The sequence below is a fragment of the Frigoribacterium sp. PhB24 genome (genome assembly GCF_003755185.1).
Lineage (GTDB): Bacteria > Actinomycetota > Actinomycetes > Actinomycetales > Microbacteriaceae > Frigoribacterium.
This window is the reverse complement of record NZ_RKIC01000012.1, coordinates 1-13,981: the sequence shown is the minus strand read 5'-3', so window position 1 is coordinate 13,981 and position 13,981 is coordinate 1. Positions and strand designations below refer to the sequence as shown.

The following is a 13,981-nucleotide window of genomic DNA, read 5'->3' as shown; positions in this document are numbered from 1 at the left end:
TATGAGAATGAGCGACTCTCATTTCCTGGATCTGGGTAGCCACAGCGTGAAGTTGTATCGACGGGTCGAAGGAGAACTGACGCTGGAACAGACTGTTACTTGGCAGGTGATGGAGAGTGCCTCGGGAGTGGACCAATTGGCGGCAGTCTTGGCCTCCGTGCTTACCGATGTTCCTGACATGCGCAGCGTCGAGGCCGTTGCTACTGCCGCCTTTCGGCAAGATCACGATCTTGGAGAAGCGCTCTCGTTCGCTTGTGATCGACTCGGACTCAGGGTCAAGATCATCGACCAAGAAGCCGAAGCGGAGTTGCTGCGTCTGGCGGTGTCGACCTCGAGCGACGCCAAGGGCACGGATGCCATCAACGTCGGCGGCGGCAGTATTCAAATCATTTCCCGTGACGGCAGGGAGCATCTTCTGCCCTTCGGAATATCAGACCTCAACAAGGAATTCGGCCTCACCGATGTGCCCGAGCGAAGGCAAATCGAGGCGTGTCAAACATTCGTTGCGCGACAACTACCTGAATGGCTCGGCCTGTTTTCATACACAGGTGGAGAGCGCACCTACCTTGAGCACTTCGGCGTACCGATGACCAATTCATGGTGCTCATACAGAGATTTCAAAGCCTTCGCGGATGATATGGCGGCTTGGGAGGAGAAACGACTCCACGCGAATTCACCGTATGATCCTCGCTGGATGGATGGGGCCGTGGCCTCGAATTGCATTGTTCTTGCTTGTCTCGAACAGAACGATCTGGACAGGTTCATGCCTGCCGACCTGAACATCGGGCATGGCGTCCACCAGTCGCTGACGCCACATTGATGACGCAACTCCGCCTTCTGAATCTGTGCGCGCGCTTCGCGGCGGGCCTGAATGCGAAATGACCTCGCCTACCCGTCACGTCTCGAGGACGTCACAACTCGGACAAGCCGTTACTCCGAAACCTCTCTCGGCGCGAGAGAACAGACGTCCGGCATGGTCAGCTTCCCGTGGATCGTGGTTCTGGATTCTGGTTCTCAAGCGCCAGGGATCTGTCGTGCCCACGGTTCAAGCGAGACAGTCGCACAAGTAGGCCCTCAGGTGAGCGCAAACGAGCCCAACACAGGAGGCAGAGAAACTGATACGAGCGGGCAACTACCCATGAGTACCTTGCAGAGCCTGCGCGCTCGAGCGATACATTTCAGCCCCTCGGTGCTGCTACTAGCCGCCTCAATTTTTAGCGGAATGACTTCCGTTGCGATACCGGTTCACCTCAATGCCGCGGGGCTCAGCAAGCTGGAGATCGTCTGCTACTTCATCGCCAGTGCAGTCATCGTTGTATCTTATAGTCTCGGGATCGTGCCACGCGTAGCTCGACGGGGGTACCCGGCCGGCCCTCTGCGACTGACGACCGCTTTGGTGCCGATCGGGACTTTGGTACTTCTTTTTGGTGCCAGTAAACCTTTTTATCTCTACCTTGGCGCGGCCGTGATGCTTCTGACAACGACGTCCTTGCCTCAGGTCTTCGGCAGGGTCGCTGCCGCGAATCCCGACAGCCAGGATGGAATCGTCTTTAAACTCCGTCAGACCATGGTGCTCGGCTTTATCCTCGGCCTCGGCCTTTATTCAGCCGCCGCCTTTGCGGGAATTCACCCGCTCGCCTTGAGCGCGGCTTGTGCTACTTGCTGCGCTCTGACCGCGTGGAGCCCGTACTTTTCGAGGTCCATTCCCGTTCGAGCTAGGGTGCAGCCCCAACCACGCACAGCCGAGAGACGCAAAGCAACGGCAACCCTTCTCGTTGCGGCGATTGCGGTTGTCGCGATGATGAAGGGCGTGGACACCCTCCGCGGCATTTACCTACCGCTTTTCGCTATCCAATCGGGTATGCCCAGCGAAGCCATCGCCCCCCTCTTTATTGTCACGGCAGTTGCAGAACTCGCCCTACTGCCCCTCATCGGTCGCTGCACATCCAAATGGGGGGAGCTCAGAACTCTGGCAGCAATCTGCGCCCTCGGCATCATTGCTTTCTGCATGCTGTTCGTGTTCCGCTGGTACGGCGGATTGCTGGCCTCGCAGGTGGTCTACGCAGCATTCGCCGCAGGCTTCCAAAGCATCGGCGTGGTGCTCTTGGCCCGGGTCACGGGGCGAGATGTCGGACAAGGCGCTGCCCTCTTCATGACCGTCATCCAAACAGGCTCCATCCTGGGTGCCGTCTTACCGCTTCTCGTTCCGGGCTATCAAGCCGGGATATTTCTCATCGCTGCCGCCCTCTGCCTGGTGAGCGTAGGGGTGTGCCTCGTCGCTCAACGCGTTGAGAAGTCGACTCGCTTCGCCTAGCCCGCGCAATCAATGCTGACGAGCAGGCTTGGCACGGTGCGACGGCTAGCCGGGCTCAGGGTTCGGAGGAGATGCCCTGCGGGCAGAGCCGGGTACTTCTCGAAGTCCCGAGACCACGTTCCATCGGGGACGGATTGACCACGCACCGTTTCCGGTCGCCGACGTCCAGTCGATGTAGTCGATGCGCTAGATGAGATCGCGCAGCAACAACTTGTCGGGGTGTCGACAAAGATGGTCTCAGTTCACGCACCCGACGGCGGCGCGCCTCCTCGTGGCCCGTCGCACGACGCGGTCGCCGAGGCCGCGACCGGTCGGCGCGACGCCGAGCATGGCGGCGCGCACCGAGCTGGAGACGATCTCCATGACGACGCAGAGCACGAAGATGACGAGCGCGTAGCCGAGAGCTGCGTCAGCCACGCCTCCACTTGCCGCTTGGTAACCGCGCCGACCGCGTAACCGCCCCACTCCGGGAGAACGTGGATGCGCCAAGCGCTTTCCACCGAGTGGTAGCTGCTCGCCGTGATCTTCGACCGGTGACGCTCCATCCACTGCCAGGTCCCGCTCATCCACATGGTCTTCGTGAGGCGACTCAAGCCGATCGCTACAGCTTCTGAGCATTGGGTAGACAATCGTGCTCGTCCAGCTGCTCTGACCCGTGCCCACGAACCACTCATGGACCGCATCCCCGACACATTGCCGAGCAAATGGAACGCTGCCCGTCATGGTCTGCGACGTATCCGCAGGGCAATGTAGGCGCAAACCTCGGGTCGAGGGTGCTTCCCTCGGGCGCTTTCGCTACTCCAAGCCCGGGCAGCTCCCACACCGGTTGCCACTGGCCCTGCCACGAGAAACCTCTCGTAAAGCTAAAAGTCGTGGGCGGACCGTAAAGCGGTGGCTTGCTACTCCCTCTCGAGGCGCACGGTCGTCGTGGTGCCCTGCCGAGGACGTCAACCGTCTCTGCCTCCCAAAGGGTGCAGTGCAACCCGAAAGGCGGCAGGCGAGAGCATTCCGGCGCGAAATAACGGAGCTTGCGACCGCGTGCCGAAAATCTCGGAGGAGCCGGTGGCGTAGCCACTTGAACGGAGACCCGGAGGTGGCTACGAGGGAGCGCAGCGACCGAGCCGCCGAAGGCTTCACGGCAAAAAGACGTGCCGGAAGGGCATTCAGCACCGAGCAGCGGCTCCCCGGGAGCGCGCAGCGGGCCGTGACCAGGGCCGGCACCGGACTCGAGAACGGCCCGCGCGCACGAAGAAGCCCCCGCCCGATTGGGGGGAGCCGGAATGCGGGGGCTGCTGCTGCCTAGCGGGTTAGGGACCGCCCGGCAGCTCTCGGCCAACTTGGGGGAAAGCTGACCGAAGCCAAGCTACGCGCGGCCCCTGGCGGCCCTCCCGGCCTCAGTAGGGAGCGACCGAAGTCACGATGCGATCCTCAGGGAGCGTGGCGCGCACCTGGTCGATCGCGTCGGCCGGCGTAGGCGCTGGTGTCGCCCTTGGGACGGTGCCTGACGAACCAGCTCAGGCCCGGGCGCTACCGCCGTCACGAGGGCCACTCGTCCGGCTCGGGGTGCAACCGGCCCGTCAGGGCCGACAGCTCGCGCTCGTGCTGGATCATCCACGCCACGGCACTGTTCAGGCTCTCGCTCCGGCGCAGCCACGGGCGGCCGCCGGCATCGTCTCGGCCGTGGGCGTAGCAGTGGTAGACGATGCCACCGAGGTCGTGGCGAGAGAGGACGTAGCCGAGGGGTGCGGAACGGTCCCGGCGGATTTGCCAGACACCGAACGTGCCAGGGGCCGGCGGCACCGCGAACGGATGCGTCGGGATCGGCCGGCGCAGAATGTTCGCCGCCGTCTCACCTGACCCTCGAACTCCCACGGCGGGAGCGTAAGGCGACCCTCCGTCACTACGAGACACCGTCGACACCCGCGGGTTGAGGACGTCTTGGCCGACGTCCCCGCGCAGCTGCTCTGATCCCTGGCGTAATCCCGGAGCATTTCTGCGGGGCGGTGACACGCCCGGAGATCCGCTCATCTCGGATGACGCAGAGCCAAAGAGCTCGCTCCTCAGCGGGCTCCACGGTCTCGTGCAAGCTCGCTGACCGGCGGAGGCGTTCTTAGCCCTTGCCGGCGTCCGGTAGCCGAACGATCGCGCGCACCAGATCCTCTCCTGCAGCCGCATGGCTCAAACCGTCTCGATAGGTCAGTCCGGAAAGGCTCCGGTAAGGGTCCTCTATCGGGACCAAAACCTAGCTAGAGTCGCAGTGGGGAGTGGTCTTTCAGCGAGGGCATCTTGATAAGCACCAAGCCAGGTCACTGCGATCATCTTTCGGAAGTGCGCAGCGACTGCAGCCCTGATCACCAGGCTGGCGAAGACGAAGACGGCTATGGCCTCGAGAATCGGAACAACCGTTAACCAGCCGGCGGGTCGCGCAATCGTATTGAGCAAGCTGAACGCGAACCCAAGGACAGACACCATGAGCGCGGTGACGGAGATGCCTACTTCCGCACCATTGGAGGCGTGGGCTCTAAGCACCCCGAGGACTGCGATTCTGGTGCCTGGTTCCGACGCCGTCTCGCGGCAAAACCTTTTGACGTCTGAGGCGGTAAGCCGGGCGTCGGGTCCGGCGGGGAGGTAACCGCGCGCGGCAGGGAGTACCGCGTCGGTGAGGTAAGGAACGAACTTGCTTGCCGCTAGCTGTCGTGACTTCTGCCGGCCCAGTTGGGACCGCTTGGTCACGGCGCTACTCCAGGGAGTTGCCCGGTTGCCCTAATGACCGCCAAAACCTCTGGCGTGAAGGGCGTGCTCTTGCTAACGGCGAGCGAGATGACTGCCCGTGTTTCGAATGCGGCCAACACGAGGCCCGCACCGGATGCGGAAGGAGCAAGCACTCCGCCGAGCCCAAGGAACCATGCAGCTTGGCCGATGGACTGACATGCTGTCCAGTCCTCATCGGCGATGTCCGCGGTCGTAAGACCGAGTCGATCGAGGTCGGCGGGGTCGGTGAGATCCAGGATGGGCAGGTCAGTGACCTCGACGGTATGCAGCACGTAGGGCACACGCAGCATGCGTTCCGGAGTGGAACCCTGCGAATCGGCGAGACGCTCGAGCTCACCCACTGTTGCGTTCAGCGGAGCTCCCAAATAGACGGTGGCGAAGATGTCGGGCGGGTTCCACCGGCCACCATTGAGGCGAGCACCCGCTCCGGAAAGTGGCTCCCGTCGTGCCGTGGTGTAACGGTACGTGGTGCCGGACCAGGCGGTGGCGCCGAGCTGGTCGATGCGCTGGACCAGTTCGTCGTCGAGCTGGGTCAAATTACGACGCCTTCCGCGATCGCCTCAATGAGGTTCAGGACGTCGCGGTACTCGCCGGAGTGAATTGTTTCAGCCGGGCTGTTGTGGCGCAGGAGACGGTTCGGGGTGAACATCCAGACATTTGCGTCATCAGCGGGAAGAATCTCCGTCACCGCTTGTGCCACGTATGCCAGCTCGAGAAGCCGTTGCTTGTTGAGCCGCTGGGGCACGACCTCGCCGACTGACCATCGAGCGACGGAGCGTGCCGACGCGTCAACGATCGTCCCGACTTCCTCCTGGGTAAGGCCTAGACCGTCGATGATGTCGGTCACCTTGTGCGCGAGTGCGCCGCGATCCACTGTTGCGCTCATGAGCGTGTCCTAGTTCTGTCGGTCATTCTGTCGCTAGTATGGCACCAAACCAAGGAAGGTGCGTCGACGATGGCTCTCGAGTTGCAACTGGATCACCAGGACCACAAAAAGGTCGAAGACTTCATCGCTCGCTCTCCCGAAGGGCTCAGCGCGATCACGCTGCACCCTAAAGCTGCGGCAAATCAGCTTGGCGCTGCAGAGGCAGCACGTGACGCCGGCTTGGAGGTGCTCTACGACCCTCGCACTGAGCGACTCGAGCACCACGGCTACACCTTGAAGGGCCTCCCGGGCTACACCGGGACGCCCTACGATCTCAGCCTCCTCGCCGCCAGCCTGGATCGGCGCCAGCAGCTCGTTGACGCGGTTCTTGAAGCGACACCCTCTGCGGTGACCATCGTCACTCCGCCTCACTTCCTCGCACGCGACTCTCGGACCAGTCATCTGAACCTCGCCCTTGCCGAAGCCACCAAGCTCAGCACCGACACTCGCGTTCGACCTGTTCTCATGCTGCGGGCTCGGTTCAACGCCGCCGACGCCACGAAACTAGCCGCCGAGTACGCCGCTGCTGGATTCGATGAAATTGAGCTGCGCTTCACACCCCTGGGCAGCGAGGACGACGGCATTCCGAAGATCCGCGCAACCTTTTCGATCGCGGATACGTTCCGAGCGGCCGGCCTCCGGGTCGTACTGGGACGATCCGGCAACGTCGGACAGACCGCGTTCGCCCTCGGCCATGTCGACGCTTACTCGATGGGCATTGGCCAGATGGAGCACGTCGATCACGCTGGTGACATCAGCCGCCAGAAGCAGAAACCGAAAGTTGATGAGGCCGGCAACAAGATCAAGGGCGGCGGCGTTTGGCAGGGCGTTTACATTCCGGGGCTCGCGGCGACGCTGAGCATGAAACGTGCTCGAGCTCTACTTGGACACAGCGACGTCCGCACGAAGCTGCTGTGCCGAATCGACCACTGCGCAAACTCGCTGATGGGCCCCGTCACGGACTACCGGAGCCACTACCTGCACTCGAGGGCCGCCGAAGCGGCTCGTCTTCTGGCGACACCGACTGCGTGGCGCGGAAAGGTCGAGACCGATCGGCTGCAACGCGCCCTCGAACTCCGGGACCTCGTCAACGCCAGGTACCGTGCCGACGCTGAACCGATACTGAAGACGAGAACGCTTCAGAGCCTTGTCGATGGCATCGAAGAAGAGCGCGCCGCGGTCGCCTGACAACGAATCCCTCCCACGCTTCGCGCCGCTAATCAGTCGTCTCGATAGGTCGGTCCGGATCACATCTCGACGAGGGGACGGTTGTTCGACACTCGCAGCAGCTCGACACACCCTTCCTGAGCAGCAATTGCCGATCGGAGTACGTGCTGGGGCGACGAATGACGCGTCGGAGCACGGCCACTTATCGCTGCGGTCCACACCGCCACTTGCCTTTAGCCGGTTGAGACGGACCCACAAAGGCGCCCCGGTGAACGATCGTCTATCGGGACGCCTCTGAGCTCTCAGGAGGGAGGCCGACCATGGCTTAAGGCACCGGGGTAAAGCGGCTTACAGCCTTGAGCGATGCTGATGCGGCCGTTTCAAATTGGCATTCGTGCTCCCACACGTGGCCTGCGTAGGGTGCGGAGCAGAACGGCTGCAGGAGGCCTTTCCTCTACGATCAGGGGCGAGGAAGGCAGAGGGCACACATGGACTTGAGCGGCTTTGACTTCGCCGGTTTAGCGGCCCTCTTAGGTGTCCCGGCACTAGTCATTACGGCCTTCCTGCCGCTCCGCGACCGCGCAGTCCTGCAACGACTTGAGCGGATCGACGCGCTACTTCGCGACACGGACTTGGACCAGGAACACACGATTTTGCTGCAGATCACTCGCCAGCACCTCGTGCGCCGAGTCGTCGTCGCTGAGATGTCGCCTGGATTCGGTGTCTGGGGCTGGACGGCAATAACTCTCGTAGCTGTTGGAGCGATTTCGTCCGGTATCCGCGCCTACCAGTCGTTTTGGGTCTGGGACTGGATCAACGGCACCATCTTCACCGTCGCTGCCGTTCTTGGGGTGGGCGCGTTCCTCTTCGGACTCGCCTTTGGACCGTCGGTTCAAAGAAAGCAGACCGACCGGCTCAAGGCCACCCTTCAAGGGCAGGAAGGCGTTGGTCAGCGCGAGCCCCAACCGTCTGTCGTAGAGCGCCGTGGGCTATTCGGCGGCTGGCGACTAATTCGACGTACCGGCCTCGGCCCATCTGGCCCCGAAATGCCCGAGTAGAGAGCCGCCGTCGCCATTCGTGGCCCTTCGACGAGGATCTGCCACCTAACTAGCGCCGACCTTTGTGGTCGCATCCGCTTGCCTGAATAGCGATCGGCTATTGAGACTTCTGTGAGCCGGGCACTCGTCAAGCAAGGTGCCGCAATGGGCTCAGCTTCCGATACCGTCCTTTCATGCCGCCCGGGTACTTCAACGATGACGACGATCGCGGATGGAGCGACGTCGACGGGACCATTTGCCTGTCGCATGTCGCCGATCCCTCCCTGCGGGCAGCCGTCGTGCCGGCTTCTGAGTACGCGTGCAGCATCTGTGGTCGAACGCGACAGCCCGAGGAGCCACCCTTCGCAGTGCCGCTGAACGACGTTCTGACGTCGTTCATGGAGGCGTTCTGGCGTGAATACACCCGCATGGATCAAGCGCCGTATTTCAACGGATCTTATGTGTTGACCACAGACACAGCCTGGGCTGTCTCCGAGCTTGCGTCCATAGCCTTCGAATCGACGCACTCTGATCGGCTTTCGGATCTCTTTAGTGCCGCGATCGACGATCCGGAAGTCGGTACTCTCGATGCACCCGTGGGCACGGACGAGATCAGCTTCGCGTGGAGCCGGTTCGAGGAGACCGTCAAGCATGAAAGCCGCTTCGTGTTCGCCGGTTCGACCGGACCGGGCCGAGAGGTCATCGAGTTTTTAGATCGCCTAGGACAACTGGCCTCCGACCACAGCGGCCTAATCAAGCACATGCCTACGCCCTCCGCTTTCGTCCGTGCACGTACGCTCCCTCACGATCTGGACTGGTATCACGACGCCGACCCGGGGCGCCAGCTCCCGGCAGATGCTCGCGCGCTCGGACCTGCACCCGCCCCTCAGGCGTCCGCAAACCGAATGTCGCCCGCCGGAATCCCCATGTTTTACGGCGCTGAGGACGAAGAAACAGCCCTCACCGAGGTAGCTGCGTACACGACCGACAACCACGCGGTTGTTGGAACTTTTCACCCCAGCCGGCCTCTTCGCATGCTGTCGCTGCACGCCAAAGCTCTGCTGCCGTCGCCCTTCGACGAGACACAACTCGAACTCCGTGTGCTGCTGATGTTCCTTGACGAATTCCAGCAGGTGGTCAGCCGGCCCATTCGGCCAGACGGCCGCCAACACGTCGAATACGTCCCCACACAGATCGTCGCGGAGTTCTTTCGACGAGCTGCCACCCCCAAGGTGGATGGCATCGTTTTTCCAAGCTCGCACACGGGGAGGTCGAACTACGTCGTCTTCGCCACGGCCGACGATATTGAGGACAAATCCGGCGAAGAGGTCCGCCAGCGGGCTCACCCTGGCATGGACCTACACGGGCCTGAGACCCCAAAGCTACTGCGACTCGACCCGACCTCTATTCGACTGCGCCGCCTGCGCCACCGGATCGACACCTCCGACGCAGGGACTTTCACCGGAAGGACGTGGTTGATGAACCCGGGAAACGATGACTGGTAAGGAAATTGCCGCACTGCTTGGTTCGCGTGTGCTCTACGTGCCGTGGAGTGCTGAGAGTGTCACCACCGCAGCTGAGCTCGCGCTCGAGCTCTGCGATAAGACGCACGCCCGCGGGCTCGTTGTCGTCGATCACATGACGGTGATTCCCGACGAACTTCGTGCGTGGCCGCATCGAACACTTAGAACACGGACCGCGATCACCGCTGACGACGTCGTGGCCATCATTCGGCCGAGCTATGACCTACTCGCACAGGTCCGAGTACCCGAGAACGGCTTCGCCGTCGTCGCGGAGGACCCTAGCGACCCGCTTGGTGGATGGGCACAGTTCACCGGTGCGCGGAACATGGTGACGGATGAAGTCCTCACCGCGGACGTCGACGACCCCACGCAAGACGCATTGGACGAGCTGGTCGACTCTGGCTACAAAGGCTGGACCGACGAACGGTCGAAAGCCCGTGCACGCAACGCGGCGGAGGAGCTGCGCGCACTCGGGCTATCCACGACGCAGGTCCTCGGCTATCTCCTCAGTGGGCCGACGTCTGGCCGCTACGACAGGCTCACGCCGTTCACCGCCCGCGACCTTGTGAGGTTCCGTACGCTGCTGTCGTGAGCGCTCATGGACGTTTTGGCCCTCGGCAAGGTCCTGTGGGGCGCTGATCGATCACCTATCGACTATCGGGCGCCCACGTCAGCTGCCACTACCTCACCCGCGCGGATTCAGCCCTGACCTATGAGCTTGCCAAAGCGTTCACGTAGGAGTGGAAACTCGCGTGGGTTCGTGTCGTGAGCGAGTGCCTCCTGGATATCCGCGGCGATGCGCCGCAGATCGGCATCGTCTAGGGCAATCACATAGCCATGCCCATCTGTCGCCGCGCTGCGACACCTCGCTTCCATCCGCGGCCTGTCAACGATTCTCCGTGTCACTAACAGCCCAAAGCGACCGCGATCAGGCGAAAATCGCATAGCGATCTGATCCAGTTCCGGGTTCGCCGGGTCGTCCTCATAGTTCTTGCACTCGACGACCACAATGGCCGAGGGATAGTGGAGTGACAGCCACCGGAAAAAACCATCACCGGCGACATTGTCGTAGGTGATGTCGACACGCTTCAGGCCCCCGTGTTGCACGCTCTCAAGCCGCTCGTTACCGAGACTTGCAGAAAAGGCTGCCGTCAAGAAGGCCGCAACAGAACGGTGGTAGGGCGTCGCCCCAGCTCTTCCTGAGGCGATCGCATTGACCGTATCGAGCAGTTCTCCAAAATCAGGCAGGACATCGTTCACTCGCTCAGCGAGCTGCGCGTTGTCGAGCGGCACGGTCGGCGTGCTCTTGTCAGCCCTGTAGTTCTTGATCGCCTCGGGAAAATCTTCGGCGTGCCGCGCGATGGCGGCCTTGGTCGTACCTACGTGATCTCCCAGGTCGGTCAAGTTGACCTTCATTCGGGCTCGCTTAGTCCCGGCTGCGATCAGTCGAACGAAGTCGGATGCAACGCCTCTGCTCAGTTCAGCCTGCTCATAGAACGGCCGAATGTACCCCTTGAAGAATTTGTCTTTGTCCAACTCGGGCCGAACACGCACGATGGATTTCGGTACGAGTAACAAGCTCCCGTCAGGACCGCGTGGCAGGTCGTGCTCAATCCCGGGCATCCAAGCTCGTGCCCTCGCGTCCCACGTCTGCTCCGCAAATTGCGGCTCTGTGGTCACTCCGTGGAAGCTGCATTGATTCTTCGTGTAGTCGATCAGGTGGGACCGAATGAGGCAGGTCGTAATGTCGCTCAAGATATCTATGCCGACACCGTCGACGAAGAGAATGCTCTCTTCCAGGTCGGTGAGCTGCCCGCTCTGAATTGCGCGGCTCCTTCGAAGCGCTGAGATGAGCTCTTGAGCCCGCTTTTCGCTTCCAAGGGATCTGCCGCTGGACTTCCCCTTGCTTTCGCCGAGATGCGTCTCATTCGGCTCCGTGAGTGGGCCAATCAGGTCTCGTAGATACGCTGCATCGTCGTTCCGGATGGCATCGAGAAGCGAATCGAAGTACGACGTAATCGAGTCCTGGCAAGCCTCGATCCAGGTTCCCTGCTGGGTACGAATTGCATGCGGATCGATGTAGACGGGCGAATCCTCGACGACATCAATGTTCACGAAGTCGAGAGAGGCCTGCGTGAGACCGAGATTAAAGTAGTTCGAGAAGCGCTGCATTCTCCGCCTTCGGCAACGAGCAACCTGAATAAAACTCGACCCTACTGGCACCGGGCCCTCGAATAGGGATCGTTCAGCAACATCGGCAAGCTAGAACGAAAACTGCCTGACGCAGTGGGTCAAGGAAGACTTGTGACGTGTCGCAAACCTCGGGGTGAAAGCGACCCGGCTTCCACCAGTGCACTGGCACGGTAGGAGACCGAGAGAAGTCATGTCTCCTATTGGGTCCCCGATGAACGACCGCCTATCGGGTACAGGTCATCCTGTCGTCGGCAGTGGCCGGGCTCAGATGCCGCGAAGCAGCCTGAGGTCGAACGCCGGTAGTCGCGTTGTTCGAGCCTGCTGCCCTTCAGACCCGTACGTCCCGGGAAAGCCCGCCAGCGTCACAGAGTCCTCTGCGACGGATGTAGGGCCGCCGGAACCCGTCACCATCCGCGCGCATCGGATCGCGCGAGGCCTGGGCCGGGACCGCCGCACTCCGACGGAACACGCCCGCTTGACGCTTCGGGACGCCTTCCGCAAGGCGGCTCTCCTCGCAGGCTGCACCACATACGCACCACCGGGCCTCGGGGAAAAGCGAAAACCCCTGGATGACCAGGGGTTTTCTGTGGCGGGTTGTTTGCACAACCCCTGAATCGCCGCGGAGTCGGGCCTTGGACACCCTAATGAAGCTGCATTTCCCCCGAGGGTCGCTGCGATTTCCCCTGCGGGCTCCCTCAACCCCGTAAGCGCACTGGACTTGCCGTGGCCGCGCCTGCGATCGGGCAAGCCTCCCCACGGCGCCAGATGGTTGACGAGTTGACCTGGGCGGTGGCGGGCCGCCCCGCGGCCCAGTGGGGGATCCTCGAGCATGAGCACCCCATGCGCGGACGCAGGGGGCGCGCCGAGGTCACCGCGCCGTGCGGCCTCTTGGACGCTTTCGCGTTCGAGAGTCGGGCCGTTCCCTTAACCTCGTCCCATGAGCAGCTCGACGATTCGGTCTCAACTCGAGCGGAAGCGCGCACAAAAGGCCGATGCCGAGAAGAAGGCGTCGGCGGCGCGAACGAAGGAGAACGCCAAGCGCGCCGATGCAACGAAGGCTCGGGCTGCGGCATCCAAGACGAGCAACGACTCGACGCGAAAGTCACGATCGCGGGACGCGGACAGGTACGAGCAGGACGCCAATGCCGCTGGCAAGGACGCCGCCGCTTGGCAGACCAAGGCGAGCAAGTACCTGGTTGAGGAAGTGGCTTTACAAAAGCAGCTGTCAGCCGCCGAGAGGTCGGAACAGAAGGCGTCGGAGCGGAAGCGTGAGCAGACCGACACAGCCCTAGAACGGCAACGAGCTCAGCAAGTGACGGCAGCCAGAGCTGAGACGGGCCGTCTGCGCGACGAGACGGCGATGCGCTTCGACGTGCACGAGAGAGCGATAGCCGAACTTCGACAGCCGAAGAAAGAGCGCCTCCGCATCCTCGTCCTCACCTCGTCAGGCCGAGATGACCTCCGTGTCGGACGCGAGCAAAAGCAAATCCAGGATGCAGTTCGGTTCGCGTCTGGTCGCGATCAGGTTCGGCTAGACGTCCGGCCGGCTGCGACGGGTGAGGACCTCTTGAACGGTCTCACGCAGGGCACCCCTCACGTCGTCCACTTCTCCGGCCACGGCAACGAGGACGTCATCGTCTTCGAAGAGGATGTCGACGCCCACAATGACGGCCGCGCGATGTCCGGCCGGCTACTTGGCCGTGCTCTACAAGCTGTCGACGAAACTCCCCTTCTCGTCGTCCTGAATGCGTGCAAGACCGCGGAACAGGCCCGTCGCCTCACAGAAGGCATTGCGGCCTTTGCTATCGGTCATTCCGATTCGATCGGAGATTCTGATGCGATCAACTACGCGGCGCGCTTCTATGCGTCCATCGCGGACGGACAGTCCATCGGCGCTTCGCACGATCTCGCCAAAACAGCTCTCGAGATGATGGGGCTGCCTGATCATGATCTCCTGACTATGGCAGCGTTATTGGGACCCACCAGGGCAATCTAAGCGGGACCCACTTCGGGTGTTTCGGGGTGTCTGGGGCAATCTAAGCCGGACCCA

The 13,981-nt window shown here is 62.2% G+C and carries 12 protein-coding genes; 7 read left to right on the top strand and 5 right to left on the bottom strand.

Annotated features, from left to right (window positions below):
- Positions 1–7: 7 nt before the first annotated feature.
- Both EDF50_RS10005 and EDF50_RS16445 read left to right on the top strand, forming a co-directional pair.
- Entirely contained in the window at positions 8–820 is an 813-nt protein-coding gene (locus EDF50_RS10005) for an exopolyphosphatase (RefSeq protein WP_158612681.1), read from the top strand.
- A gap of 318 nt (positions 821–1,138) precedes the next feature.
- Complete coding sequence (locus tag EDF50_RS16445) at positions 1,139–2,314, top strand: MFS transporter (protein ID WP_148076812.1); 1,176 nt, start codon at positions 1,139–1,141, stop codon at positions 2,312–2,314.
- 237 nt (positions 2,315–2,551) lie between these two features.
- Here the strand turns inward: EDF50_RS16445 and EDF50_RS09995 are convergent, their stop codons facing one another.
- The 4 genes from EDF50_RS09995 to EDF50_RS09980 form a co-directional block, all read right to left on the bottom strand.
- Positions 2,552–2,731, bottom strand: coding sequence for a hypothetical protein (locus EDF50_RS09995; RefSeq protein ID WP_123519431.1), 180 nt, complete (start codon positions 2,729–2,731; stop codon positions 2,552–2,554).
- Positions 2,732–3,850: 1,119 nt separating this feature from the next.
- A complete protein-coding gene (locus EDF50_RS09990; protein ID WP_148076811.1) occupies positions 3,851–4,186 on the bottom strand; it encodes a hypothetical protein in 336 nt (111 codons plus the stop codon).
- A gap of 857 nt (positions 4,187–5,043) precedes the next feature.
- Positions 5,044–5,622 (bottom strand): RES family NAD+ phosphorylase, encoded by a 579-nt coding sequence (locus EDF50_RS09985; RefSeq protein ID WP_123519429.1) that lies wholly within the window; start codon positions 5,620–5,622, stop codon positions 5,044–5,046.
- On the bottom strand, positions 5,619–5,972 hold the full coding sequence (locus EDF50_RS09980) for an antitoxin Xre/MbcA/ParS toxin-binding domain-containing protein (protein ID WP_123519428.1): 354 nt from the start codon (positions 5,970–5,972) through the stop codon (positions 5,619–5,621). The genes EDF50_RS09985 and EDF50_RS09980 overlap by 4 nt, the downstream gene beginning before the upstream one ends.
- Before the next feature lie 69 nt (positions 5,973–6,041).
- On the opposite strand from EDF50_RS09980, the gene EDF50_RS09975 reads away from it, so the two are divergent.
- The 4 genes from EDF50_RS09975 (at position 6,042) to EDF50_RS09960 (ending at position 10,330) form a co-directional block, all read left to right on the top strand.
- Positions 6,042–7,199, top strand: a complete 1,158-nt coding sequence (locus EDF50_RS09975; protein WP_123519427.1) for a hypothetical protein — start codon at positions 6,042–6,044, stop codon at positions 7,197–7,199.
- A 467-nt stretch (positions 7,200–7,666) separates the two neighbouring features.
- On the top strand, positions 7,667–8,236 hold the full coding sequence (locus EDF50_RS09970; RefSeq protein WP_123519426.1) for a hypothetical protein: 570 nt from the start codon (positions 7,667–7,669) through the stop codon (positions 8,234–8,236).
- Positions 8,237–8,409: 173 nt separating this feature from the next.
- On the top strand, positions 8,410–9,720 hold the full coding sequence (locus tag EDF50_RS09965) for an RES domain-containing protein (RefSeq protein WP_123519425.1): 1,311 nt from the start codon (positions 8,410–8,412) through the stop codon (positions 9,718–9,720).
- Complete coding sequence (locus EDF50_RS09960) at positions 9,710–10,330, top strand: hypothetical protein (protein ID WP_148076810.1); 621 nt, start codon at positions 9,710–9,712, stop codon at positions 10,328–10,330. The genes EDF50_RS09965 and EDF50_RS09960 overlap by 11 nt, the downstream gene beginning before the upstream one ends.
- A 107-nt stretch (positions 10,331–10,437) precedes the next feature.
- Here EDF50_RS09960 and EDF50_RS09955 read toward each other — a convergent pair whose 3' ends face one another.
- Positions 10,438–11,910, bottom strand: a complete 1,473-nt coding sequence (locus tag EDF50_RS09955; RefSeq protein ID WP_123519423.1) for a hypothetical protein — start codon at positions 11,908–11,910, stop codon at positions 10,438–10,440.
- Positions 11,911–12,868: 958 nt separating this feature from the next.
- On the opposite strand from EDF50_RS09955, the gene EDF50_RS09950 reads away from it, so the two are divergent.
- A complete protein-coding gene (locus tag EDF50_RS09950) occupies positions 12,869–13,927 on the top strand; it encodes a CHAT domain-containing protein (protein WP_123519422.1) in 1,059 nt (352 codons plus the stop codon).
- Positions 13,928–13,981 lie beyond the last annotated feature (54 nt).